Origin of the sequence: Lactococcus sp. NH2-7C, assembly GCF_029953655.1 — a bacterium.
GTDB lineage: Bacteria > Bacillota > Bacilli > Lactobacillales > Streptococcaceae > Lactococcus > Lactococcus lactis.
Genome location: NZ_CP124538.1, coordinates 71,063 through 97,312, shown reverse-complemented (window position 1 = coordinate 97,312; position 26,250 = coordinate 71,063). Strand labels below are relative to the sequence as shown.

Sequence of the window (26,250 nt, the reverse complement as noted above, 5' to 3'; positions counted from 1 at the left end):
TTAGCTACGCTCTACTCTTCTTTATCCCATTCCCAAGACCGTGAAAAATCTCCTCCTTTAAACAAAGAGGCAAGACCACTTAATTGTTTGAGCCTTAGTAATTCTTCTTTATCCATTCCAATATTTGTCATAATCCACCGATCACTCAAACCAGCTTCAACTAATTGTTGAACGATTTCGGTCATTAATTCTACTGAATGAGTGCCTCTCGCACGATTATGACGAATGGTACTGGCAATTCTATCTTCTAAAGGACGATCAATCACGGAAACAGGTAAACAGTTTCCTTCTCTTTGAGCAATCGTTTCAGAGTTTTTCATTACAAGATAGCGGTGGAATCCATCTACAATTTCATAAGTATCATTTTCTTTGTCATAATAACAGACAATTGGCATGGTATAACCATCTTCTAATATTGACCGTTCTAAAAGTTTAAATTCAGGTGGGGCAGTTTTATTAGGATTGTAAGAATTCGCTCTTATTTTTTCAATTGGAACCCGTCTCACTTGATAAGCTGGACTTACAAAAAGCTCTCCCATTTTTTCATTGCCTCCTTTTTCTTTTGCAATTCATCCTTTGTTTGACCAAAACCCATATATTGACATGAAGTATCATTTTTTAAAATGGTAATACACATTCTTTTATAAGAGGGAACTAATCTGAAATTTTTAATTGGGACATCATCAGGATATTTTTTGAAACGAACCAATTCATATTCCTGTTTGTAATTTCGATTATTTTTTGGAGCACCTAAATTTTCAAATTGCAAATTGGTTTCTTCTAATTCACTGACAACTTTCTGAGGCAAAGCTCCCCCATTTTTTGTCCAGTAAGTCAAAGAACTCTGGAACTTTTTCAGATAAACTTCTCGAATATCCTCTGGTAATGTCTTGAGTAAAAAGTCAACATAGGTCTCCCAACTATGCCCCTTAGGAAGACTGACTCCTCGATAACCAAGAGCAATTGTTCCACCATAAATAGCAGCAAAATTTGCTCCATTGACACGACCAATCAATTTTCCCCATGTCTCTGGCTCCAATGCTTGATACAATTTCAAAGATGAGACGCCACATTGATGAAATGGATTGGCAACCCTCATACTTTTAAAGGGGACTCCTGCTTGAAAATATAAATCATATAAATGATTATAATCAAAACCAAATTTAGCATTTGCTACCCAGATATCCTCAAACAACCAATCATACATCGGATAAAAATTGAAAACATTATGAAAAATTCGATGACTATAATTTGTAGTTCCAAATCTTGAAAAAGTTTCATCACGTGTCACAGCATTAAAGCGATTTAAACTTTCTTGAGCTCTGATTCCGACAAGAACAGCTGTTCTTTCTGCCTTCTTTTCTTGATGAAGCCACTGACAGAATTTACTTTGGAAATCATAATCAGACATTCCAACACTAAAAAAAGGGAAATGATGATTTTCAAAATGGATCGCCCCTTCCGGAATGGTGCTTAGCCAAAGCTCTTGGTGCTCGGGATCCCAAGGAAGCCAAGTTGATTGCGACATTGATATTCCACAAGATGCAGATACCGGCATACAAATATGATAATAATCAAAATCAGAATATTTTCCCATTGAGCGTTCAATAAAGTCTTTTGTTTCTTGATAATTTCCTTCATAATCAAGATAATAAACAGAAACAGCAATTCCTTTGTCAGCGAGTTGATTTTCTTCATAATAGCGATGAACAAGTTCTAACATAACCCCAGAGTCTTTTCCACCAGAGAATGAAATAATCAAGTGATCGAAATAGTTACAAATATAGTCTAACCGTTTATTGAAAGCTTCGTAAACATTTTCCTTTTGATATTTTCTCACAATCGTTACCTTTCGCATAACTTTTTCAACATTTCACTCATTGAGCTTAAAACATTTAAATCCTATTAAAATTAGGTCTTTCAACTGAAACCATATTTATTATTTTAAACTACAAAAATTAAATATAAAATACGTTTATATCTTAATTTTATTATAAATTTCTTTATTTTGCAATTCTACGTTAAAATCTCACTTTTTATTAAGGTTTAAATTTGAAAAAAAAGTACTTATCAAAGTACTTTTTTATATTTCAAGTATTTTCTTCTTCCTTCAATAAGGAATAACATTGTTAAACTAAGCAAGATGAGATAAATTGGAAAAGCAACTTCTGCGAAATTCCAATGATGAATCTCTGTAAAACTTGTTGATGCAGAAAAAAGACTACCTAAAAACAAGAAACCATTTTCTGTTTCGGGATACTTCCAACCTTTTAACATGGTAGGTAATGCAGCTAGAGCATCTGATAATATTGCAAGTAATATCGCAACATTAGGGTCTTTAGTCAAATACCAAGCCACCAAGGCCAAAATAGAAACACATCCACAAATATAATCAAATCTTTCAATTCTCCAATAAGCTGCTTTGTTAAATGTTGAGACTATAAAAACTAAAATTGGACCAAAGCCAGCCATAAAGACAGGTAAAATTGCCCAGGAAACACCGGTTGATAAGGATGCTGCCGTACTAATTAATGGAGCAATTCCCCAAATCAACCAAGTAATTCTATTCGGTTTAACTCGACCACGCAAACTAGCAACAAGATAAGTAGTTGTAAAAGATATTGAAATAAGTGCGCCTAAAATAACGATAAGATGCATTAAATTCTCCTAAAATAATTTTGTTTTCATTATAACAAAATCTTAAGATTATAATTCATCTGGGAAACGATAGACTTGTATACTTAAATCATCATAAGTTTGTAAGTAAAGTCTGCGACTATTCACCTCAACAGCACTGCGATAAACAGTATAAGTCCCTGAGCGACCTTCAGACTTTGGAACTGTGACACCATTTAAAATATGCCATGCCTCAACAATATTTTGCTGTTCATTTTCCGGATAAACCGCTCTTTCTTTGTAAATAGCTGCTCGAATAAATCGAGCTGTTGGTGTGAATCCTCCAGGAAAAACCGGTTTCCCATTGAAACTTCCTGTCGAAATTTGGTTAGGATTATTATTTTTTACTGACAGATTTTCTGATGATGAATTACTAACCTCATTTTTACTGACAGAACTATTTTCACTTTCCGTCAGTAAATTGATATCCATATAAGTCCTTAATTTCTCAACTTCTTTCTCAAATTTAGGAGCATTTGTAACCACACCAATTGGATTATCTGAAATGACCAATCGTCCACCATGCGGTTCAATATTAATCATTTGACCACTTGGATCTGTCGCAGAAAAATGTAAATCATTACGTCCGAATTTATAGATTGCATTTTCATCAGTCATCAACTGTACATTATCAATATTCTGACGAACTTCCTCAATTGAACGGCAATTCCCCAGCAACCAAAGCAAAAATTCAAAAGCAGCAAGTTGAACTTTTCCCTTCTCTGCTTCTTTAGCGTAATCTGACTGATTTGAAAAAGTTAGTTTTTGTGCCGCCAAGCCATATTCATTTACACCATCTGAAATATCAGCATGTAATCTCATTTCGCTATTTCCGACGCCAAGGATGGCATATGGATTAATCATTTTTTGATTGTTATAAACGCTTGTCCATTCATAATTTCTTGGTAGAACAAGGGCAGCGGCATTAAAAGTATGCCAATCCATTGTTCTAGCAAAAACCAATCCACCGTCACTTGACTTTAGTTGAAAACTGGTACACATTTTTCTCCCCTTAATTAATTTGTCATCTCTTTATTTTATCAAAAGTTTTACTGATAGAGATACTAGCAGAACTATAAACTTCAATTCTATAACAAAAACTAAAAAATGTACGAAAAAAGTACTGACAGAATCAGTACTTTCATTCAACCCATAATTATAAAATTATTTGTACATTTTAAGCAATGCAAGGAAGCTATCAGCTTCAAGTGAAGCTCCACCAACGAGGGCACCATCGATGTTTTCTTTAGCCATCAATCCTTCGATTGTTTCAGGTTTAACTGAACCACCGTATTGGATACGTACAGCTTCTGAAACTTCTTTTCCGTAAAGTTTTTCAACTGTTGAACGAACAACACCACAAGTTTCATCAGCAATTTCGTTTGTTGCAGTTTTACCAGTTCCGATTGCCCAGATTGGTTCATAAGCAATAACCAAGTTTGAAACTTGTTCAGCACTCAAGCCAGCAAGACCAGCTTCGATTTGACCTGAAACCCATTCAGCTGTTTTTCCAGCTTCAAAAGTTTCTAAAGTTTCACCACAACAAAGGATTGGAGTTGCTCCAGCAGCGAAGATTGCTTTTGCTTTTTTGTTGATGTCTTCGTCAGTTTCGTGGAAATATTCACGACGTTCGCTGTGACCGATGATGATGTATTCAACACCTAAATCAACGATAGCAGCTGGACTATTTTCACCAGTGAACGCTCCAGCATTTTCAAAGTAGCTATTTTCAGCAGCAAGTTTCAATTCTGAACCTTGACGAAGGTAAGCCATAGGAGCGAGGAAAAGTGCAGGTGCACCGATAACTGATTCAACTTTATCAGATGAAGGCAAGTTATTTTTTACAGCTTCAACAAAAGCTTGCGCTTCTGACAAAGTTTTGTTCATTTTCCAGTTACCAGCGATAATTGGTTTACGTGACATTCTAATTCTCCTTATAGGGCGTTTAAGCCTCTTAAATTTTGGACTTCAGTCCATCTTTTACATGGTCTATTTTATCACATTGTGAAAAAAATTGCAGAAATCAACTCATCATTAATAAAATTCAATCCTGTCACTTTTTTTCCAATAATTTTATAGCATCGCGTGTTTTTTCCAACTTATCAAAACTTTCTGTAAAATGTTCTGATACATACATATAAAAAAGAATGTCAACAACATAAAGCTGAGCCATCAAGCTCATTGTTGCAGCAGTCCGCATTTGATAATCTTCACCAGAAACAGAATGAAGAATACAATCGGCTATTTGTCCTAAGCTTGAATTTTCTCGAGAAGTAATTGCAATAATGGGGATTCCCATATTTTTCACAACCCTTGCAAGTTCCAAAACTTCTTTTGTTTCCCCCTTCATTGAAATTCCAATGAAGATTGTTTTTTTATTAGAAACAGAAAGAGAGGAAACAAATAAATGAGCATCTTGAATAAATATAACTTGTTTGCCAATCCGACTAAACTTTTGAAAAATATCCTGAGCAACCATAGAAGATGCTCCAATTCCAAAAACAAAGATATTCTCGGCATCATCAATTGAAGCCACAGCTTCCATAATTTCATCATCCAATAGAGCAGAATTTGTCGTCTCTACCATGTGATTCACTCGGACTTTGAGCTTATTCTTGATTGAAGTAGGCGTTTCAGAATCATTTACTTCCTTGTAGTATTCTTCGTCATCTACATGAGCAGCATATGAGGCACTCAATTTTTGTTTAAACTGAGAGAATCCATCATACCCTAACTTTCTGGAAAATCTTACTAAAGCCGCAGAGGAGCTACCAATTTCTCCAGCCACTTCCTGCGCACTTTTTTCTAGCATTTTCTCTCCGACTTCAAAAATATAGTCAGCTATTTTTTTCTCCACTGTCGTAAAGCTAGAATAATTTTGCCTAATGATAAGTAAAGTATCCATTCATCCTCTCCATTCTTCTTTAATTATAACAAAGAGGTTGGTATAAACCAACCTCTAACTTTTATGCTTTAACTGTAATAATCTCTTGACCTTTACTTATTTTTCCACCATGACTGATAATGATTTCTCGATAAGTATCAGAATTTGTTATAACCACAGGTGTAATTATAGATAAACCTGCCGCTTTTATTTTTGAAAGATCTGCTCTTACCAGTAAATCTCCTTTTTTGACACGGTCATTTTGCTTAACGAAACTTTCAAAAGCTTCACCATTTAAACCAACGGTATCCATTCCAATATGAATTAGAATTTCAACACCATCATCACTAGTCAAACCAATTGCGTGCTTAGTTGGAAAAACTGTAGTAACAAGCCCATTGACGGGAGAAACGACATCACCATTGTCCGGTTCAATGGCTACTCCTTTACCCAACATTCCGCTTGAGAAAACTTCATCCTCAATTGTAGAAAGTCCTTTCACATTACCCTCAAGTGGAGATGCGATTGTTGAACTAGAAAATTCTGGAGTTGTCACAACACGTAAAGTAGGTTGAATGGTTTCCATTTGGACTGATTTCCCATAATTATCTGCTTTTTCTTTTGCATCTTTAGGAATACCGAAAAGATAAGTAGCAATAAATCCGCCAATATAGGCTCCCAATAATCCAAGAAGATAAACCCACCATTTTCCATTGGCAATAAGTGGAAGGAGGGCAAGTCCTGAAGGGCCAATTGCAATGGCTCCAGCTTGACCTAATGAACCGATGATTGCACCACCGATCCCGCCACCGATACAAGCCGTGATGAATGGACGACCAAGTGGTAGGGTAATCCCATAAATTAAAGGTTCGCCAATTCCTAAAATTCCTACTGGGAGAGCCCCTTTTACAAGTTCGACAAATTCTTTATCTTTTCTCAAACGAAGCCAAAGCGCAATCGCAGCACCAACTTGACCAGCTCCAGCCATTGCAAGAATTGGCAATAATTGTGTTGAGCCCGTTTTAGCAATCATTTCTAAATGAATAGGGGTTAAGATTTGGTGTAAACCAAACATAACCATTGGTAAGAAAAGTACACCCAAAACAAAGCCAGAGAAACCACCACCAACTTGAAGAATAAAGTTAATTGCCCCGACTAAACTTGAAGAAATAACTCCCGCTACCGGCATAATGGCAAAAATCTCCGCAAAACCAATGACCAATAAACCAATGGTTGGTGTCACAATAATATCAATTGAGTCAGGAATAAATTTACGTAGTTGTTTTTCTAAAATCGATAGTAACCAAACAGCAAAAATTACGCCAATAATCCCACCTTGTCCAGCCGAAAGTGCACTTCCATTAAAGATGTTTTTTAGTGGTGCTTCTGGATTCATTCCTGTAAGCAAGGAAACCGCACCGATAACTCCACCAAGCGAAGGTGTTGCTCCAAATTCTTGAGCTGAATTAATTCCGACATAGATGGCCAAGTAAGAAAAAATTCCAGATTGAATAATTTTTAAGACGGTAATAAACTGGGTCCATGTTGCTGCATCTAAAGTACCAGCAGTGACTAAGTTCCCTAAAACAGAGGCTAACCCACCAATCAAACCAGCACCAACAAAAGCAGGAATCAATGGAACGAATATTTTAGAAATCGTATTAAGAACCGCTTTAAATTTGGAAGGCTTATTATATTTTTCTTTAGCTTCTGATTTTGTTTTTGCCATTAAATCATCAATTGATTGACCTTCAGCACTTGGGAAAGGTTCTCCTAACCTTACCCCAACTGTCTCAACCATTGCTTGAGCAACTTTATTTACAGTTCCAGGTCCGATGACAACTTGCAATGTTTCATCTTCGACGACACCCATCACCCCATCAATTGCCTTTAAACCAGCTAAATTAACTTTTGAATCATCAATAATGGTCATCCGAACACGAGTCATGCAATGAATCAATTTTTTTACATTTTGTGTTCCACCAACATTTTCATAAATCTCTCGTGCAATACGAGCTATTTTTTCTTCTGCCATTTTTGCTCCTTCTCCTACCTTATAAGATAAATTCTTAATTCAGAGTATTTTTCACAAAACCATTTGCTCTAACAAGCTTGGTTTTTCCTTCTTCTGCTGCACAATCAGTTAGTAACATGACAATTGCAAGTTTAACATCTTGATTGGCTTCAATGAATTTTTCTTCGGCTTCTTCATAAGTACAATCTGTCGCTTGCATAATGATGCGTTTACTACGCTCAACTAATTTTTCATTTGTTGGTTTAACATCCACCATCAAGTTGTTATAAACTTTACCAATCCCAATCATTGAAATTGTTGAAATCATATTCAAAATTAATTTTTGAGCTGTTCCCGATTTTAATCTGGTTGAACCTGTTAAAAATTCCGGTCCACAATCAACTTCAATTGGAAATTCGGCATGTTTTGAAATTTCAGCATTAAGATTACAAGAAAGGCTTGCCGTTTTCGCACCAATTTCTTTAGCGTAATCTAAAGCCCCAATTACATAAGGAGTCCGACCGCTAGCAGCGATTCCTAACACAAGATCTTTCTCATTCAAATTCAAATCAATCAAATCTTGTCTTCCAAGTTCAAGACTATCTTCGGCTCCTTCGACAGCAACCGTCATTGCTTTTTCACCACCGGCAATTAAGCCAATCACTTGTGTAGCTGGTACTCCAAAGGTTGGGACACATTCAGCGGCATCAAGCACACCTAAACGACCACTTGTTCCAGCACCCATATAAATCAAACGGCCACCTTTGTTAAAAGCTTCAATCGCTGATGAAATAACTGGTTCAATACTTGGAAGTGCTTCTTCAACTGCAAAAGCAACTTTTTTATCTTCATTATTCATTTTAACAAGCGCTTCTGCGACAGTCATTTGGTCAAGGTTAAAAGTTTCGTTATTTCGTCGTTCTGTTGTTAGTGTTGATAAATCAATCATTATTTTTCTCTTTTTCTATTTTAAATTTTTGTCCTGGGCCGATAAAAGAAATAAGTTCTAAATCTTCTTTAATAATATTTCCCACAACATTTACTTTCTTATCTGCTGGCAAATTTCTTTTAGTAATTTGAATTTCGCCCATATAACGACCATATTCACAATTATCAATAGTAATTGAGCCTTTTTTTCTCTCAATTGTATTTTCTGGACTTATTTCAGAAATTTCATTAAAGCGGGCCTGAGCACTGCGGACCACATCTCTAGCATCATCTTGTCTATTTTCATGCTCACCAAGAACTTTAGGAAAATCACTTGTTTCTTGGGTTGCTCGCAATACAAGTTTCCTCTCTTGAAGATATTGATTAATCTGCCAAGCAGTTATTGCTTTTAATCCTCCATCCCCAACATAAATATGATCTATATTTATAGATTCCATATCAATTAAGGAAGAGAGTGGATGTTGATAGCGGTGCGATTCAAGGGTGGGTAATCCTTCATATAAAGGGTGACGTAGAGAATCATCTCCCGGAATAAAGGCCATTACTTTAAATGAATTTCTTTTCAAAAATTCATTTTTTCTAAGAAAACTCTCCCGAGAAAGACCTGTTTCTGGTCTGGGGTAATAGTTGTGCCAAGCTTCAAGCTGATTAAAGTTTGCCTTACATTCTTTTAACTCGTCAATATCTTCTTGCCTAATCGTGCTGGCATTTAGACTGACCGTCATTTTTTGACTAACTTTCGCAATTGTCTTATTACTGATATGATAATCCATTCTGAGACCAGTTACTCCAAGTTCTTGAAGCTCCTCTACTCTATCAATAGAAAATCCTGCTTTTTCTAAAGCTTGACCTGAAATATCTACCATAAGTTTCAAATGATTCTTTTTTGCAGCTTTTCCTAAGTCTATTAGCCTTTTTTTATATAAATTTGCTTCATCCTCGGGAATATGCATCGACGTGAAAATTCCTTTAAAACCATGATTAGTCATCTTGTCAATATATAAATAGTCCTTTTCATTCAAGTCCCTATTCATAAAAATTGAAAAACCGTACATTTTTTATCCTTCCGAAATATTATTTCTTGATAACGTATTCATTATAACTTAAAAGAATTATTATTTCAAGTATTAATTTAAACTTTTTTTATTTCGAAATATTATTTCATTATTTTGTATAAAAAAAGAATAAATTTCTTTATTCTTTTTATTATATTTACAAGGTACATTTTTCTTTGATTGAATCAAAATTTTCTTTAAGAAGAGCCGTTGAAGCTTTAAACTTTTCTTGTTCTTCTTGAGTTAATTCTAACTCTAATACTGCTCGAACACCTGTTCTATCTATAATTGCAGGACTACCTGTATATAAATCAGCCTGGCCATACTCTCCTGTCAAATAGGCAGAAACTGGCAGAATCACGCTTTCATTTCTAAAAATTGCTCTTGTCAAACGAGCTAATGAAGCAGCGATTCCGTAAGAAGTATTTCCCTTTTGCATAAAGATATCCAAACCTACTTCACGGATTTCTTGATCAATTTCATCAAAAGTCGGAAACTCTGGATTAGGATATTTTTTGAGCCACGTTGTTAATGGAATCGCACCAACTGTCACATTTGACCAAGCGGCAAAACTTGATTTCCCATGCTCAGCTAGAACATAACCATGAATACTTTTAGGATTAATTTGAAGTTTTTCAGCAACAATTTGGCGCATCCGACTAGTTTCCAAAAGAGTGCCTGTTCCTATCACACGATGCTTAGGCAAGCCAGATACTTCTGCAACAACTTGGGCAAGGACATCAACTGGATTTGATGCGACCAAGAAAATACCGTCAAAACCTGCATCCATTGTTTTACGGGTTATATCACGAATCATTTCGACATTATTTTCTAATAACTGTAGGCGATCTGGATTTTTTCCGAAAGTTGCTGACGGAGCATTGGCAGACAAAACAACAATATCGGCATCGGAAACATCTGAATAATCAGCAGCATAAATATTTTTGGGTGCTGCATTTAAATAGGGAAGTGCATGAAGCAAGTCCAAACTGTTCGCTGAAGCTTTACTTTTGTTGGTATTGATAATTGCAATTTCATCTGCTAAATCATCAACAACTAAGTTATGAGCATAAGTACTCCCGACGGCTCCAGCTCCAACAATTACAACTTTTTTGTTATTAATTTTCATCTCTTTTCATCATAAAAAAACAGCGGATGTCATTTTGACTCACGTTGTTTTTCTACTCCCCTTCCAAATCTCTTTTCCCAATTTACTTACAGTCTATTTACGCTTTGAAATCACGAGCAATTTGCTCATCTTCTTTCATTTGTTTAATTAATTGATCTATCCCATCAAATTTAATCATATCGCGAATTTTATCTAGCCATAAAACAGTCAATTTTTCACCATAAATTTCTCCATTAAAATCAAAAATATGAACTTCAACTGTTTTTTCAGTCCCGTTAAAAGTATCGTTATATCCAATTGAAGCAAAGCCACGATGACGTTCTCCAGCAAAAATGACATCACAGGTATAAACTCCAACAGCTGGTAAATGAACGTAATCTTTAATTACTAGATTCGCTGTTGGATAGCCCAACTGTCTTCCGCGAGCAAAGCCATGAACAACAAGCCCTCTTGTTTCATAAGAATAACCTAAAAGTTCATTTGCTTGTGCAATATCACCTTCTTCAACAGCTTTTCTAATCCGTGTCGATGAAATTTTTCCATGTTCATCCGCTTTTTCCGGCATGATGACCACGCGGTAGTCTTCCGTTGATTCGAGATTTTTCATATCAGAACCCGTCGTATAATCAAATCCTGTAATCACCACTTTAGGATTAAATCTTTTTACGACACTTTCTGCGAATTCAGTTGAAGTTTGATGAGCAAAATTAGAAGTGAAATCTTTGAATACAAGGTAATCTACCCCATTTTCAGCAAAGAGCTCTGCTCGTTTTTCATCTGAAGTTAATTTCAAAAGCATTTCAGGCTCAAATTTGTTGAAGGTTAATGTTGGTTTTTCCGGAAAGGTAAAAACAGCTATTTTTAAATTCAATACCGCCGCAATTTTTTTAGCTTCTGTAAAAAGACTTTGATGTCCTCGGTGTAATCCATCAAAATAACCGAGGACAAGGATAAGTTCTTCATCAAATTTTAGTTCATCATTAAATTCTAATATTTCCATTTTTCTCACTTTGGTTCATATTGCTAAGAATTAAACCAATACTTTATTTGGTTTCCAAATTCCTGCTTTTTCTGGATGTTTCATGTAAACGGCAACTAATTTATCATCATAAAAAGCTGCAAATTTATCTTTTGTCAGTTTTGACAAGTCTGTCAGTAAAAATTCATTTTTATTAAACTTACTGACAGGGCTGTCAGTAGTTTCTTCTGTAACCCAATCAACTTGAGCAAATTTTTTTCCAACTCGTGCCATTTCAAACTGGTCAGCAGTCAAATCTACTCTTGGTAAATCACTGACAGCATATTCTGCTGGATACATTAAGCTAGACAGCTCTCCTGCCTCTTTTGCTGCTTCAATTTCTGAGAGTTTGACGGCATCTTTAATCATCAGTCCATTACTTGCTGTTCTTTGCAATTTTGACATATGTCCTGCATAACCAAGTTGCTCTGCTAAATCTACTGCTAATGTTCTTACATAGGTTCCTTTACTGCACTCAACTTTGAAAGAAAATCTTACCAAACATGCCGCTTCATCAGTCATCACTGGGCTTGTTCTGACAAATGATTTGATTGTAATCTCTCTTGCCGGACGGTCAACTGTCTGACCAGCTCTGGCATATTCATACAATTTTTTTCCGTTAATTTTTACGGCTGAATACATTGGTGGAATTTGCTTTATTTTCCCAATAAAATTTTTCATTACTGAGTCAATTTCAGACTCTGTCAGCTCTCGTTCCACTGGTGTTTTACTGACAATTTCTCCGTCAGCATCTTCGGTTTCCGTTGAAAAACCAATCGTAACTTCACCTTCGTAAATTTTACCCGCCGCTTCCATGTATTCTAATAATCGCGTCGATTTTCCAACGGCCACTGGCAAAACGCCCGTCACAGAAGGGTCTAAAGTTCCACCATGTCCAATTTTTTTCGTTTTTAAAATACCACGAAGTTTGGCAACAACATCAAAAGATGTCCAGCCCGCTTCTTTATAGACATTTAAAATGCCGTTTAAATTTTCATTCATCCTGAAAATTATAGCATTTTTTGACTAAAAAATCACTTACAGTCTTTATGATTGGTTCTTTCCATAAAAAAATTACTGACAGAATGTCAATAATTTCTCTGACTAAAAAAGATTGACCAAAGTCAATCTTTTATTATACTTAATTTCCTGTTGGAACTTTTGTGGCGTTTATTGATTTGATTTGTGAACTACCACTATTGAGCGAAGCATCTGAACCATATTTAGCTACAAGTTGCGCACCTGTCAGTGTTTCTTTAGTTTGCCATTGAACCATTGGCCATGGATCCTGTGCCATTCTTAAACCTGTCTGCGTTGGATCAGGAACTTGTAAATAATAGGTTCCATCAGCATTTTGTTGAATACGTGCTGTATTTTGGATAACATTTACAGGGTCAGAATATGTCGATACGCCATTTGAACCTACATTAACAAGATAAGTTAAGTAAGATTCACCAGTATAAACATCAAATTTACCTTGAGCATTATTAACCCATTGGGCATAAACTGCATCTTGTTGCTTTCCAGTTAGAGCTGACCAACTTTTTGGAGAGTCATTACTTGAAGACACTGAAGTCTTTGAACTACTTGAAGCGGAAGTTGATTCTTGAGTTGAATCACTCGTTGTACTAGAGCTTTGTGATTTACTACTTGTGCTCTTACTTACTTTTGTTGAGCTTGTTTGTGCAAAAGAGGCTGACTTATCAGGAGTTTTATGAGGATAAAAAACTTGATAAGCAATGATTCCGAGAGCAACTACTAAAATGACTGCCAAACTAGCAATTGCAATTACTTTTTTGCTGTTTTTTGAACTCGCTTTTGAATGTTTTGCCATAAAAAGCCTCCTTAATAAAGCTTGAAAAATACTTTTTCATAATTAAATTATACTTAATTTTCTTATCTATTTCAAAGAATTTACCTTTAATCAATCTTAATAATACAAAAAGTTACTGACAAATACTCCGTCAGTAACTTTTATTCTTAATAACTACTTATAAGTAAATATTAATTGCTTGTTTTAGCATAGGCCGCAGATTGAGTTCCAGCTTGTCGTCCAAAGATAACAATATCAGCAACAGCGTTACCACCAATGCGGTTACCACCATGGAGACCACCTGTAACTTCTCCGGCAGCATATAATCCTTGAATTGGACTACCATCTTTTTTCAAGACTTGAGTATTTGTATTAATTTTTACCCCAGCCATTGTATGGTGAATTCCTGGAGCCACTTTAATGGCATAATACTTACCTGATATTTCAGTAGTCATTCCTGTTGTACGACCAAAGTCTTCATCTTTTTTAGTTGATACAGCCTTATTCCAACCATCAATTGTTGAAGTCAGTGTTTTTTCATTAATATCGAGCTTGTCAGCAAGTCCCTTGATACTATCAGCTTCAACGACCATATCTTTAGAAATATACTGTTCAACCGCTTTTACTTTATCTTTGGTTCCTTCTCCAAAAATAACATAAGAATATTTTCCTGGTTGTTTAAGTTCAGCAGCAGAAACTTTATCACGAGTATCCATTTCATTAAAGAAACGTTTTCCTTTTTGATTTACAAGAATTGCCCCTTCACCACGAATTGATTCTGAAACAAGATAACCTGTTTTTTGGAATACAGTTGGATGAATTTGAATTTTATCCATGTCAACTAATTGCCCACCAAGTTCAGAAATCATAGTAATTCCGTCACCAGTTGAACCAGCGGCATTTGTTGTCACATAATCTTTAAGGTCAGGACGATATTTTGCAATCATTTTCTTATTTGCACCGAATCCACCTGTTGTAACAACGACTGCTTTAGAAGAAATATCTTTAGTTTCTCCCTCAATCTTAACTTTAACTCCAGATACTTTACCATCTTTTTCAGTAATTTTGGTAACATCACTATTTACAAATAAGGGAATATTTCGTTTGGTAATATTTTCTTCAAGACCTTTTACCAAATAACCACCAACTGCTGAACCATCATGTGGTCGGTGAGTTCTTGAAACTGACATCCCGCCTGTCGTAGTTAAATTATCTAAAACAATTCCATTTGTATTTAACCAATCAACAGCACCAGCCGAGTGGTCAACAAAATAACGAAGGAGTGCCTTGTCATTCGTACCGCCACCACCTTTGAGCGTTTCTTCATAAAATTTATCATTTGAATCAGCGACACCTTGTGCTTTTTCGACTGATGTTTCTGATGCGTTCAAACCAGCTGAGGCTTTTGAAGTATTCCCACCAGCGATCGGCATTTTTTCTAAAATGACTGGATTCATTCCAGCATCTTTTGCTTCAATTGCTGCAGTCATTCCAGCTCCACCAGAACCAACAATAATCACATCGTATTTATCACTTAAAGTAGAAGGGTCAGCATAGATGTTTGATTTACTTGCACCAGCCGAGGTTTCAACTTTCTGAGACGAACTTGATTGTCCTTTTGTATTCTTTGTATTACTCCCACAAGAAGTCAAAGAGAGGCCCACAAGCGTTAGCAAGCCTAGTTTAGTCCAAATTTTCATAAATTACTCCTTTTGTGTTAAAATTCACATAGTTATTATAACAAATTTTTAGCAACTTTCCAAATATCTATAAAATTTTTAGCTGTCATTAAAAATATTTTCAGAATAGATCACAAAAAGTACTGACAGAATCATCAGTACTTTCCATTTTTACTTATAAAGATTTATGAGTTCGATTGTAACTTAGAATAAGGCTGAGCATGTAGCATCCAACGCACTCCGTACTTGTCAGTAAAATCACCCATTTTTCCACCCCAGAATTGATTTTCAAAAGGTAAATTAACAGTGACTGTCCCTGATTCAACAGCCTTATTCCAAAAAGCATCTGCTTGTGAGAGCGCTCGTTCGTCTTCCGAATCTAAATCAATTAAAATTGAAATTGAATCATAAACGAGAGGTTCAACTTTCATAAAGTTATCCGCAGCCATCACGGTTGATCCTAGAATATCAAATTGAGAATGCATAGTTAAATCAGAAGCCTTCTCTATCGGAACTCCAAATTGTTCAGCTTGTTCTTCAGCCAGAGGCATTCGTGAAATATTTGTCGCTCCAAGAATATCTTTATAATAATCTAATGCTTCCTTTGTGTTATTAAAAGTAAGATAAGGGTGAATATTAGCCATAGTAAGCTCCTTTTCTGATAAAATTTTATAGTAATTACAACTTTAATACTATAACCAGTTTACTACAAGAAAGCGCTTCAATCCATTAATTCTGCTTGTCTATAACAATAATCTGCGTGGTCATTAATCACTCCTACAGCTTGCAAGAAAGCATAGATAACCGTTGAACCTGTAAATTTAAAACCGCGTTTCTTCATATCTTTACTCATTTTGTCAGAAAGTTCATTTGTTGCTGGAATTTCTGACTCATCATTAACTTGATGCTGTAAAACTTTTCCGTCAGTAAATGACCAGATGTACTTATTAAAGGAGCCAAATTCTTTTTGAAATTCTAAAACTTTTTGAGCATTAACAATCGCCGCTTTAACCTTTAATTTATTTCTGATAATTCCCGCATTTTGTAAAAGTTCTTGTTCTTTATTCTCGTCATATACTGCTACTTTTTCAATTTCAAAATTATCAAAAGCTTCATAAAAATTTTCTTGTTTATTTAATATTGTTGCCCAAGAAAGCCCTGCTTGATTTAAATCAAGGACCAATTTTGCAAAAAGTTCCTGATCATTATGTAAAGGGACTCCCCAATAAGTATCATGATAATGAATCATTTTATCAGTTGACAAACACCAATTACATCTTCTTAATTCAGTCATTTCTACCTCAAACCAGAGACTTTACATAATAGTTATTATGCAAAGTCAATAAAATTTCTTTTCCCAATGCTCTCCATCAATCTCATAAACAAACTCTGAGTAAGTTGAGTGAAGTATCATGTCTGCCATTTCAAGAAAACTACTTGCTAGATTTAACTCCGCTAATTGATCAATATCTTGCCAGAAAACTTTGCCTTCATCTGTTTCATTAATCAATTGACCAGAGAATTCTGTTGTTGAATAAAGAAAAACCATATATCTTCTATTCTTCTCAGGTTCAAACCAATCCTTAACTCCACAAAGCTTTAAGTTTTTGATATCAAGCCCAGTTTCTTCCTTAACTTCTCTTATTGTTGACGGAACAAGAGCTTCTCCTTTTTCCAGATGTCCTCCGGGAAAAGCAATCCCTGTCCATGATTTTTTTCGCTCTTGAACAAGAACCTTATGTTTTTTTTCGTCAATAATGGCACACATATTTGTCAATTCGACTTGTTCTAACTCATGATAAGTCATTGTTTTTTCACTACTTTTTCTATTTTTTCTCAATTGGAGCCATTGCTGCTAATAGTCGTTTCATTCCGACTTCTGGGAAATTTATTTTAAGTTCCATATTTTTACCAGAACCAGAAATTCCTAATACCATACCTTCTCCCCATTTACGGTGAATAGCTGTATCTCCAATTTGCCAATCTTCTGTTTCAGAATTATTAATTGTCGCTTGAGCTACAGTTGGATTGATGACTGCTTTTCTTTGATGTAGGGCATCAGACATCGAAATTCCACTGGCAAAACCACCAGATTTATAGGAAGCATTGAAGCTTGAATTTGCTTTACGAGCAATACCAGTATAATCTAGTAATTCATCATCAATTTCCGAAATAAAGCGGCTAGGGCGATTATAATTCGTTTTCCCATAAAGCACACGTTGATTGGCATTCATTAAGTAAAGCGTTTCTTCTGCCCGTGTAATTCCTACATAAGCCAAACGACGTTCTTCTTCCAGCTCATCAATATCTTCATTTACCCGAGATAAAGGAAAAATATTTTCTTCCATCCCAATTAAGAAAACAATTGGAAATTCCAACCCTTTTGCTGCATGCAAAGTCATCATTGTTACTTTTTCAGATTCTTCCTCATAAGCATCAGTTTCAGAAAGCAAACTAACTTCGTTAAGGAAACGGCTCAACTTATCTAAACCAGTTTCATTAATTGGCTCTCCGGTTTCTTCATCTAGAGGAATTTCTGATTTTTCATCAAATCCTTTAGTTACTGACAAGAATTCTTCAATATTTTCAATTCGTGCTTGATTTTCGATGCTTGGCACCATTTGTAAAGCTTTGACATAGCCGGTCCGCTCTAACATTTCTTCAACTAATTCTGTGATTGTTGAACTTTCACTATGCGTTCTCAACAAATCAAATGACATTGCCAAATTATAAATCTCACCTGCCGCTTTTCCACGAATATCGGACAACATAATATCAAAACTTGAATCTGCTAAAGAAAGGCCACGACTATCAGCAAAACGACGTAATTTTTCTAATGCCCCCGGACCAACTCCTCGTTTAGGTTCGTTAACAATTCGTTCAAAACTCATATTATCCGCTGGATTTGCTACTACGTTCAAATAGGCAATGACATCACGAATTTCCTTACGTGAGTAGAATTTTGTTCCCGCAACCATTGTATAGGGAATATTAGATTTAACAAAAGAATCTTCAATTGTCCGAGACTGAGCATTAGTCCGATAAAGTACAGCATAGTCAGCATAAGAACGCCCCGAACGAACGCCTGATGTGATAATTTCAGAAACCTTATTTGCTTCTTCTTGTTCATTTCCAGCGCGGAAATAAACAATCTTATCTCCAGTATCATTTTGTGTCCAGAGTTCTTTTGGTCGACGTTTTAAATTATTTTTTATAACATTGTTTGCCGCGTCAAGAATTGTTTTTGTTGAGCGGTAATTTTCTTCAAGCAAAACAACTTTAGCTTTGGGATAGTCTTTTTCAAAATCTAATATATTTTGCATATCTGCTCCACGCCAACCATAGATTGATTGATCAGCATCCCCAACGACACAGATATTTTGAAAACGACTGGCTAAAAGTTTGACCAACTGATATTGAGCATGGTTAGTATCTTGATACTCATCAACATGAATATATTGAAATTTTCCTTGATAGTAAGAAAGAACGTCTGGATTTTCATCAAAAAGACGTAATGTCTGCATGATTAAATCATCAAAATCCATTGATTCTGCTTTTCGTAGTTCCTTTTGGTAAATCTTATAAACACGGGCCACAACCATTTCATATGGATTCCTAGCACTTGTTTGAGCTTCATAAGCTGATTCATCTAACAAATCATTTTTAGCATTTGAAATCGCATTCAAAATCCCTTTGGGTTCCCATTTTTTAGGATCTAAATTGGCTTCTTTCAAGATTCGTTTCATCAATGATTTTTGGTCACCAGGGTCAATAATTGTAAAATTACGATTATAACCAATATGGTCAGCGTCGCGTCTTAAAATTCGTACACACATTGAGTGAAAAGTGGCAATTAATGTATCTTGTGCTCTTGGAGTAAGTGATAATGCACGCTCTCGCATTTCTTTTGCCGCTTTATTTGTAAAGGTAATCGCTAAAATATTCCAAGGATTTACCATTTTTTCATCAATTAAATAAGCAATTCGATGTGTTAAAACACGGGTCTTACCTGAACCTGCCCCAGCCATAATTAATAATGGTCCTTCTGTAGTTTGGACCGCTTCTGCTTGCTTTTCGTTCATTCCTTGTAATAATGGATTCATTTTATTCTCCTAGCTGCAAATCACTATTAATTATATCATAAGTAAATCACTTATTGCTAACCACTAATTATCCTCTATTTTTATGGCATAATCCTAATAAATATGCTAACCCCTCTTTAAACTTTAATGATATAATAAAAGGAGAAGGAAAAATATATGATTTTTTTATCAACTGTATTAGTTTTATGTTGTACTTGGTATTTTTTTAAATTTTTAGCTCACTTTTCTCGTAAAATTCACGATGAGGTTCGCAAATTATCTGTCTATACTCATTTTCTTTCAAAATGGCTTCAGTCAGCCCCTGCAACATTTACCTATACCGCTATTTTTTGCTCTTTTACGCTAGTTCAAAGAACTGCACCGCAACACTTGATTAACATTCTAACTAACCATTCTTCAACAAGTATTGCTAGAGTCTCTGATAAGCCAATCTCTACTTTTTTTGATAGTGCTTTTTGGGTTGCGGATAACGGAGCAGGACTTCTGATTTATGTTGTTCTTTTTTGGACCATTATTGCTTGGGCAGAACGAAAATATGGCTCTCCAAGAATTATTGTCATCACATTGTCTGGTCATATTTTAGCCAGTCTGACAACCATTTTTCTCGAACTCTGGGCTATCAATAGTGGACGTGCTCCCGCTTCTTTAGCAATGGCAACTGACGTTGGTGTTTCATATATTTTAGTTGCTGGTTGCGCTGCTGCCATCCTAATAATGAGAAAACGAATGTTTTATATTGGACTTATAATTTTAGGACTATTTATTTTACTTCCATTATTCGTTGAGCATAGTATTTGGGATATGGGTCATTTATTTGCGGCTCTTTTTGGTTTTATGTCTGCTCGATTACTCCTTAAATTGTCACCTGCGCGTACGGTCAGTTCTCCCTACGAACTTCTTTTGAAGTGCCGTTCAGAACTCTCCAACAAATAAAGACTAACCATACACCAGCAAGCCCCCCATTAATTTGCTGACCAAGAGGGCCTACTAACTGAGGAATTGCACCCGCAATGAAAGAAAGTAAAGTTGTAATTACAAAAGCAATGGCCAAAAGGAAAACAAATTTATTTCGATAAACTAAAAGTGAAAAAATCACTCCTGTAAGAATAAATAATAAGGCTAAAACGCTCAACCCGTCATGTAAAAAGAGTTCAGGTGCTTGAAGGGGATTGGGAATTCCCTCACTGTGAGCAATATCAGCATAAGGAAAAAGCGTAGCTAAACCTGTTGCTGCGCCAAATCCCGCAATCGAAAGAAAAATTATGAGAAGACGTTTGTCTTCTCTATTATTTTGTCTGAAAAGTCCCCACGCAAGTATCAAAGAAAAACAAGCAAAAAGAATATCTGTTAATGTGAATAGTTGATGATAAGGTTGATTAAGTGCAGAAAGTCCACTCAAAAGACTTGAGTTAACTACTGTTGGATTCAGCCAAAATGCAAGAATCCAAGCATTGTACAATAAGGCAGCACAAATAGCAATAATGATTAAGTAATTACTTTTTTTCATTTTCTGAATCCACTCCTAAATCAGCTGCTTCAGTTGGTAAATAGAACTCTGCCATTGAAAAAGCAGGCAAACCATAACTGAGCGCTCTTTTTAGTTCTGGCAAGGCATCCTCATTAGCTTCAGGGTCTGGAAAAACTTCTGATAAATCTATTAGAACTTCGTCTTCAAGTAAATTACTAAGAAAGCTATTTAAGCCTTCAATTGATTGATAAGCCCATAAAACCGTTACTTTTGAATTCTGAATAGAAAATACCTTATCATATCCCGCAGCTAAAGCCAAGTAATCCTGCTTATCTACCTCAACGAATCCGTTTGAGAGTAAATCTCTTCTAATTCTTGACAAATGTTCTGTCCGTTCAATAAATTTTGTTTGATCTGTTTTTTCGACATCAGTCAGCTCTCTAAGTGTTTTAGAAAGCATTTTCCAAGAATTTACTCGTAAACTCAATTCCCCTGTTTGTGTCCGCATCAGCACTCCCTTGACTAAGACTCTATCACCAAGTGTTACATCTTTTTTCCATATTGCAAAATTTTCTAAACGATTTTCTACTTCAGCACAATGGTTTATGGTATCACGTTTTATAACTAATTGAATTTTTGACTGATTATCCGATAAATCTGCAAATTGCATTGCACCTCGTCCGCGTAAACTAATAAGTTTACCATGAATTGTATGTTCTTCTTCATCAAATTCAAGAACTGATTCATAATTATTCCTAATAAACTCAACTGATTCTGTTTCGGTATCAGGCAGACTAAATGGTGAAATACCATTTTCTCTAAGATCATTTAGTTTTCTAAGATAAGTGTCATTATGATCGTCTTCTTTTAGCAATTCTAATCTCTTGTTTTCTTCAAGCTGATGAACTTTTTTGATGAAATCAGATTTTCCCCACCAGCCGTTCTCTATTCTAGGATCATAATCTCGTGAAAAGAAAGTTCTGATTTTAGAAAAGATATTAGTTGGAACAAATCCTTCGGCCTGACCAATTGCCAAGAGAACAGAAGTCAGTGAGCCACCGTTATCGTAACATATATAACGACTTCGCCACTCTGGTAGATAAATATCATTTGAGCGGTATAGTGATTCAAGTTGATACCAACGAGAAAAGAATTTCATTACAGTTCTTGCTGCTTTATCTAAAGCATTGGCTTGCAATGTTTCACCATTAATGAAGAATTGGCGGGCAGCTGCGAAGTTCAAACTGATTTCAGTTACTCCCTTTTCTTTAGCCGCTTCGATTAAACTGCAAATCATGAAAGTAACAGCTCCATTCATTGCATCAGGAGAGCGTCTCATCGTATCAAGCGAAAGTTTATCAGAACCTACTGGAACAAAGGATAAAATTCCCTGAACTTTTCCCTCAGCATCGGATGCTGTTACGATCATTATTTGTTGGTCTGTTGGATCACCAAATCGGCTTGAAGCCATTGAATAACCACGTTCATCCCCATTTCGCCATTTTTCAGTTAATTTGGTTAAATTTCTAAGTTCGGTAGCAGAGATTTCAGCCTGGCGGCGAATCTTGACTTGATAATTTTCTCTTTTTGCACGTCGCATAACTTGTGCTACATCATGCATAGCTGGATTTTCAATAGAAAAATCACGAACAATAACGACAGCTTCATCCCCGAATACAGTTGCATTTAGACCTAATTGAGCGTACATTTTTGTTCCCGCTTCAGAGGATCCAATAACGCCTGGCGTCCAACCTTGTGCTCTTGCAAGGTTTAGAAAAGCCTCTCCTGCACTTTTCCACGATTTTTCATCTCCGATTGGATCTCCACTGGCCAACAAAACATCTCCAAAAAGATGATAAGTAATAGCGGCTTTTTTATTTTTAGAAAAGATAGCTTTCTTATCTCTGCGAGTCGCAAAGTAAGCTAGAGAGTCGTTCTCTCCATAATCTAAGATTAACTTACGGATGGCTAATTCTTGCTTTGCATTTGCCGAAAGTTCTTTTTGAGTGGAACGCGTAAAACTGAGAAATGCACTAATAAAACCAAGAAGCATAATGACTGAAATTGTACTACTTACCCAAATATTATTCCCTGAACTATATGGAAAAATTTCCTGACCAAAAGGAAGAAGGTAACGGAAATCACTGACAGATTCTCTAAAAACGTAAGCAATTCTTTGAGCTAAGGATACAGAAACATGGAAAGTCAAAAATGAAACGATTACTCCACCAATGATAGAGCAGACAAATCCTACAGCCGCAATGATTATACCTTTCCACCAAGTGCCATTCACAATTTTTGTTGGAAAGGCGTTTCGAGATAAAATCATTAATACAGCTGTCGCAAGAGAAACAACTACCCCGAGAATAACAAATAAAAGTGAGAAGATAGAAAATTGTGACGTGTCAAGTGCTTCTTGGGTCACAAGTCCAAAGAAATAGGCCAATAAGAAAATAAGACCAAATGCAACAAAAGCTAATTGGAAATAGATAATTTCTATCCAAAGGGCCAATCTTCTCCGGTGTCGAATTGAACTTGCTAAAATAAATAGAACAATTGCATTAAAAATACTAAAATCTGTAGGAAGGGCAAAAAGATAGAGAAAACCAGATAACAGTTTTTGAACAGGAGGCATCAACCAGCCAACAATCCCAACTATTAGAGCGTAAATTGAGGCAAATTGTAATAAATGCCCAAGAAATTTTGCAGACTTATCCTGCCATGGTTTTACTCGTTTTAATCTTTGTTTTACCTTGTCTTGCTTAACTTTAGCTGATTTTTTATTTTTCATAACTTCCTTCTATCAAATAACTTTTATCCAAAAATAATTAATATATGTCGTTATCATATCATTTTTTCAATGATTTTTCATCCTTTCTTATATTTGGAGATTAATAAGTAAAGTACTCAGGTATAAATAAAAAACTTTGTAAATAAACAAAGTTTTAATCAATCACATCTTCTATTAAGTCACATCCATAAAGAAATTCATTAATTTTCATCAAGAGCAGGGGGATATTACGATTTACAAAATCTCCATGCATTTTCCCACCATAGGGCTGATAATCAAATTGTTCATCTGACAACCTCATATGATAAGTGTTAAGTACTAACTTCCAAGTTTTTAATTGAATAATAAATGGGTAAGTAATCGGAACTTGAGGGCTAGTTATTACTTGTATCTTTTCAGCTGATAATTTTGTTTTTTCCAATAATTGATTGAGTTTATCTACGAAAGAAACGGGAATGCAGTCAAACATTAATTGAACATCGTCGGTTTGCAACCAGGGACTACGGTCTACGACAGGGTCCATTGATACAAGTGCATAATTTCCAAGCAATCCATGGTAAAGTGCACCCATGCCACCACGGGAAGAACCGGCACATAGTATATTCTCCCTAAGGATTCCTTCTTCTTTGGCTGTTTTTTCAATGAGTTCTTGGATATTCTGCTCATAATCTCCAAAATTTGGGGTATTAAGATAATAAGAGCCATTAATTAAATTACTATCGGCAATTCTTAATACCACTGTATTTTTAGCAATAGAGTCTGTAATTCCTTCAAAAGGATTTGGAAAAAAGTTCTCCCGAGCATTCCCGTGATTGTAACTTAATAGTCCTGGAAACCAGACCAAAAGTTTTTTAGTAAAAAAATCAGGCTGGTTTTGCGGAACTTCTAAATCATAAAAAACTCCTTTATATTGCTTTAATCCAATTTCTAAATCTTTTCTCTTAACAGCATAAGCCCGGCTGGCATAATAACCATCAATGGTTTTATCTTCAAAAATAAGCTGACGTAATTTTTCATTTGCCACTGACCCTGTTTCCATACATGCTGCAATTAAATCATTCTCAATCGGGCAAAAAGTATCAAAATAATCATAACTAATTAAATCTGTGGCAATCAAAGCAACTTGAAAATTTTCCATCCCTGGACGAAGCAAATGACTTTTTTGCATTTTTTCTATCTGACCTTCAAAAATACAAGTGACATGCCCTTGACTATCTAAAATTAAAAGCTGCTCATTTTCAATTTTCCATGTTTGTTCAAAGTCACTATGCATTCCTTTTATCTTGCCGTCAGGTTCAAAAGTCCAGATTCCCCACTTTGTATAGCTTGGCAACTGACAAAAATAAAATATTTTTCCTAGTAAAAAATTATATAATTCTTCATTCATTTTGTTTTTCCCTTTTTGTTTAATTTATGATGACTGTTGCATTGGCTTGCACGTTAACTTTCTGACTAATTTTAGCTTTGGTATAAGGATTAACAAAAGAATATATACCCGGTTTATCTGTAACCCAATTACCATAAGCATCAGTTGATATACTATACTTTATCGGCCCATTATAATAATCTACTCCCTCTACTGGGTTCCCCTTAGAGTCTATGGCAGTTACAACCGCCTCTTTAGCGTGATTATAAAAGTCACCGCTAACAGCATATACAGCTATGATCTTAGTAACTAGTGCTGGAACGCTATCAACACTAACACTGCTCCCTTGAGAAAACAGAGCTATAAGCATAAACGAACATAAAAATAATAACCCTATCAATGAATAAGTAATCTTTAATTCACAATTAAATTTCATAAATTTCTTTTTGTTTACTTTATTTACTAATGTTATTATACTATCATCTTTCTTCTTTTGCAATCGCTATCTTAAATAAAAAAACTTCGTATAATAACGAAGTCTTAAATCAAAAATTTTTAATTTGATTATATTTGGTTTCAAAGGCATTTTTCATGCTATCAGTTGCCTTATCATAAGATATCTTATCTACAAAAGTTCCATGCACAATGATTCTATGAGTCGCTTCTGCATCAGCACAAGTTACTAGAGTGATTTCTTTTTTACCTGGACTATCATTGATTACTTCAACATGGTCTGGTGTCACTACGTCAATCTTATCAATTTTATACTGATAAATATTTTCCTTATCAGTCACATAAATTGTCATTCCTGTTTGCGCTTTTTCTAATGGAGTAAATAATATTGATAAATTTGAAGTAAATCCAGTCATATTATGACCCGCCAAACTATAATTTCCTTCACCCATGACTTGGTCGGCTTTCATTGTACCTGCTCCATAAAGGAGTGAAGTATTACCAACTCCTCTAAATATAGGAAGATTAATATTTAGTTCGGGTATTGCAATTCCCCCTATTACAGGTAAAGGTTGGCTCTCAAATTGATTGGTAAGAACTGATTGAAAATCTACTGATTTTACAGCAGCAAAGTCAAAACTTACATTAGCTTTTTTATTTTTTTCTATCTTTTCTTGTGAAACATTATGAAGTTGATATTTATTACTATTTGTTGCAATCAACATGTTACGAATTGGCTTATTAAAAATTAAGACTAATCCTACTATAAATAGAAGAACAATAAATGTATTTAACAGCCAATTATATTTTCCTTTTTTAGTTTTCTTACGCTCTGCCATTTTTGCCCACCTCG

The 26,250-nt window shown here is 35.2% G+C and carries 24 protein-coding genes; 1 reads left to right on the top strand and 23 read right to left on the bottom strand.

Features of this window, described 5'->3' with window-relative positions; translation table 11 throughout:
* Positions 1 to 11: 11 nt before the first annotated feature.
* The 18 genes from QJV49_RS00495 to pcrA form a co-directional block, all read right to left on the bottom strand.
* The gene (locus tag QJV49_RS00495) at positions 12 to 539 is read right to left on the bottom strand and encodes a ParB/RepB/Spo0J family partition protein (RefSeq protein WP_225511323.1); all 528 of its coding nucleotides are present in this window, start codon (positions 537 to 539) and stop codon (positions 12 to 14) included.
* Complete coding sequence (locus QJV49_RS00490; protein ID WP_281449144.1) at positions 521 to 1,840, bottom strand: DUF3440 domain-containing protein; 1,320 nt, start codon at positions 1,838 to 1,840, stop codon at positions 521 to 523. Before QJV49_RS00490 ends, QJV49_RS00495 begins: the two co-directional genes overlap by 19 nt.
* Positions 1,841 to 2,070: 230 nt before the next feature.
* The gene (locus QJV49_RS00485; RefSeq protein ID WP_225511321.1) at positions 2,071 to 2,658 is read right to left on the bottom strand and encodes a hypothetical protein; all 588 of its coding nucleotides are present in this window, start codon (positions 2,656 to 2,658) and stop codon (positions 2,071 to 2,073) included.
* 48 nt (positions 2,659 to 2,706) lie between these two features.
* The gene (locus QJV49_RS00480; RefSeq protein ID WP_225511320.1) at positions 2,707 to 3,678 is read right to left on the bottom strand and encodes a choloylglycine hydrolase family protein; all 972 of its coding nucleotides are present in this window, start codon (positions 3,676 to 3,678) and stop codon (positions 2,707 to 2,709) included.
* 162 nt (positions 3,679 to 3,840) lie between these two features.
* Positions 3,841 to 4,599, bottom strand: coding sequence for a triose-phosphate isomerase (tpiA, locus tag QJV49_RS00475; protein WP_225511319.1), 759 nt, complete (start codon positions 4,597 to 4,599; stop codon positions 3,841 to 3,843).
* Between the two features lie 130 nt (positions 4,600 to 4,729).
* Positions 4,730 to 5,581 (bottom strand): MurR/RpiR family transcriptional regulator, encoded by an 852-nt coding sequence (locus tag QJV49_RS00470; protein ID WP_225511318.1) that lies wholly within the window; start codon positions 5,579 to 5,581, stop codon positions 4,730 to 4,732.
* A gap of 61 nt (positions 5,582 to 5,642) precedes the next feature.
* On the bottom strand, positions 5,643 to 7,595 hold the full coding sequence (locus tag QJV49_RS00465; RefSeq protein WP_225511317.1) for a glucose PTS transporter subunit IIA: 1,953 nt from the start codon (positions 7,593 to 7,595) through the stop codon (positions 5,643 to 5,645).
* 34 nt (positions 7,596 to 7,629) lie between these two features.
* Complete coding sequence (murQ, locus tag QJV49_RS00460; RefSeq protein WP_225511316.1) at positions 7,630 to 8,523, bottom strand: N-acetylmuramic acid 6-phosphate etherase; 894 nt, start codon at positions 8,521 to 8,523, stop codon at positions 7,630 to 7,632.
* Positions 8,516 to 9,577, bottom strand: coding sequence for a DUF871 domain-containing protein (locus QJV49_RS00455; RefSeq protein WP_225511315.1), 1,062 nt, complete (start codon positions 9,575 to 9,577; stop codon positions 8,516 to 8,518). Before QJV49_RS00455 ends, murQ begins: the two co-directional genes overlap by 8 nt.
* A gap of 157 nt (positions 9,578 to 9,734) precedes the next feature.
* Complete coding sequence (locus QJV49_RS00450; RefSeq protein ID WP_225511314.1) at positions 9,735 to 10,706, bottom strand: L-lactate dehydrogenase; 972 nt, start codon at positions 10,704 to 10,706, stop codon at positions 9,735 to 9,737.
* A 97-nt stretch (positions 10,707 to 10,803) separates the two neighbouring features.
* Positions 10,804 to 11,706: a bifunctional riboflavin kinase/FAD synthetase gene (locus tag QJV49_RS00445; RefSeq protein WP_029343857.1), complete on the bottom strand. Its 903-nt coding sequence runs from the start codon at positions 11,704 to 11,706 to the stop codon at positions 10,804 to 10,806.
* 30 nt (positions 11,707 to 11,736) lie between these two features.
* Positions 11,737 to 12,726, bottom strand: coding sequence for a tRNA pseudouridine(55) synthase TruB (truB, locus tag QJV49_RS00440; RefSeq protein ID WP_225511313.1), 990 nt, complete (start codon positions 12,724 to 12,726; stop codon positions 11,737 to 11,739).
* A gap of 139 nt (positions 12,727 to 12,865) precedes the next feature.
* The gene (locus QJV49_RS00435; RefSeq protein WP_225511312.1) at positions 12,866 to 13,558 is read right to left on the bottom strand and encodes a hypothetical protein; all 693 of its coding nucleotides are present in this window, start codon (positions 13,556 to 13,558) and stop codon (positions 12,866 to 12,868) included.
* Positions 13,559 to 13,728: 170 nt separating this feature from the next.
* The gene (locus tag QJV49_RS00430; RefSeq protein WP_225511311.1) at positions 13,729 to 15,237 is read right to left on the bottom strand and encodes a flavocytochrome c; all 1,509 of its coding nucleotides are present in this window, start codon (positions 15,235 to 15,237) and stop codon (positions 13,729 to 13,731) included.
* A gap of 164 nt (positions 15,238 to 15,401) precedes the next feature.
* A complete protein-coding gene (locus QJV49_RS00425; protein WP_225511310.1) occupies positions 15,402 to 15,860 on the bottom strand; it encodes a VOC family protein in 459 nt (152 codons plus the stop codon).
* A 77-nt stretch (positions 15,861 to 15,937) separates the two neighbouring features.
* Complete coding sequence (locus QJV49_RS00420) at positions 15,938 to 16,510, bottom strand: DNA-3-methyladenine glycosylase I (RefSeq protein ID WP_225511309.1); 573 nt, start codon at positions 16,508 to 16,510, stop codon at positions 15,938 to 15,940.
* Positions 16,511 to 16,555: 45 nt separating this feature from the next.
* Positions 16,556 to 17,023, bottom strand: a complete 468-nt coding sequence (locus QJV49_RS00415) for an 8-oxo-dGTP diphosphatase (RefSeq protein ID WP_225511308.1) — start codon at positions 17,021 to 17,023, stop codon at positions 16,556 to 16,558.
* A gap of 19 nt (positions 17,024 to 17,042) precedes the next feature.
* Positions 17,043 to 19,319, bottom strand: coding sequence for a DNA helicase PcrA (gene pcrA, locus QJV49_RS00410; RefSeq protein ID WP_225511307.1), 2,277 nt, complete (start codon positions 19,317 to 19,319; stop codon positions 17,043 to 17,045).
* Between the two features lie 156 nt (positions 19,320 to 19,475).
* On the opposite strand from pcrA, the gene QJV49_RS00405 reads away from it, so the two are divergent.
* Entirely contained in the window at positions 19,476 to 20,252 is a 777-nt protein-coding gene (locus tag QJV49_RS00405) for a rhomboid-like protein (RefSeq protein WP_225511306.1), read from the top strand.
* Here the strand turns inward: QJV49_RS00405 and QJV49_RS00400 are convergent.
* From QJV49_RS00400 to QJV49_RS00380, 5 genes are all read right to left on the bottom strand, one after another.
* Complete coding sequence (locus QJV49_RS00400) at positions 20,197 to 20,826, bottom strand: DUF998 domain-containing protein (RefSeq protein WP_225511305.1); 630 nt, start codon at positions 20,824 to 20,826, stop codon at positions 20,197 to 20,199. The genes QJV49_RS00405 and QJV49_RS00400 overlap by 56 nt on opposite strands.
* Entirely contained in the window at positions 20,813 to 23,578 is a 2,766-nt protein-coding gene (locus tag QJV49_RS00395) for a phosphatidylglycerol lysyltransferase domain-containing protein (RefSeq protein ID WP_225511304.1), read from the bottom strand. The genes QJV49_RS00400 and QJV49_RS00395 overlap by 14 nt, the downstream gene beginning before the upstream one ends.
* A gap of 154 nt (positions 23,579 to 23,732) precedes the next feature.
* The gene (locus QJV49_RS00390) at positions 23,733 to 24,965 is read right to left on the bottom strand and encodes an XcbB/CpsF family capsular polysaccharide biosynthesis protein (protein WP_225511303.1); all 1,233 of its coding nucleotides are present in this window, start codon (positions 24,963 to 24,965) and stop codon (positions 23,733 to 23,735) included.
* Between the two features lie 19 nt (positions 24,966 to 24,984).
* Positions 24,985 to 25,443, bottom strand: coding sequence for a hypothetical protein (locus QJV49_RS00385; RefSeq protein WP_225511302.1), 459 nt, complete (start codon positions 25,441 to 25,443; stop codon positions 24,985 to 24,987).
* A 46-nt stretch (positions 25,444 to 25,489) separates the two neighbouring features.
* The gene (locus QJV49_RS00380) at positions 25,490 to 26,236 is read right to left on the bottom strand and encodes a class A sortase (protein ID WP_225511301.1); all 747 of its coding nucleotides are present in this window, start codon (positions 26,234 to 26,236) and stop codon (positions 25,490 to 25,492) included.
* Positions 26,237 to 26,250: the final 14 nt, after the last annotated feature.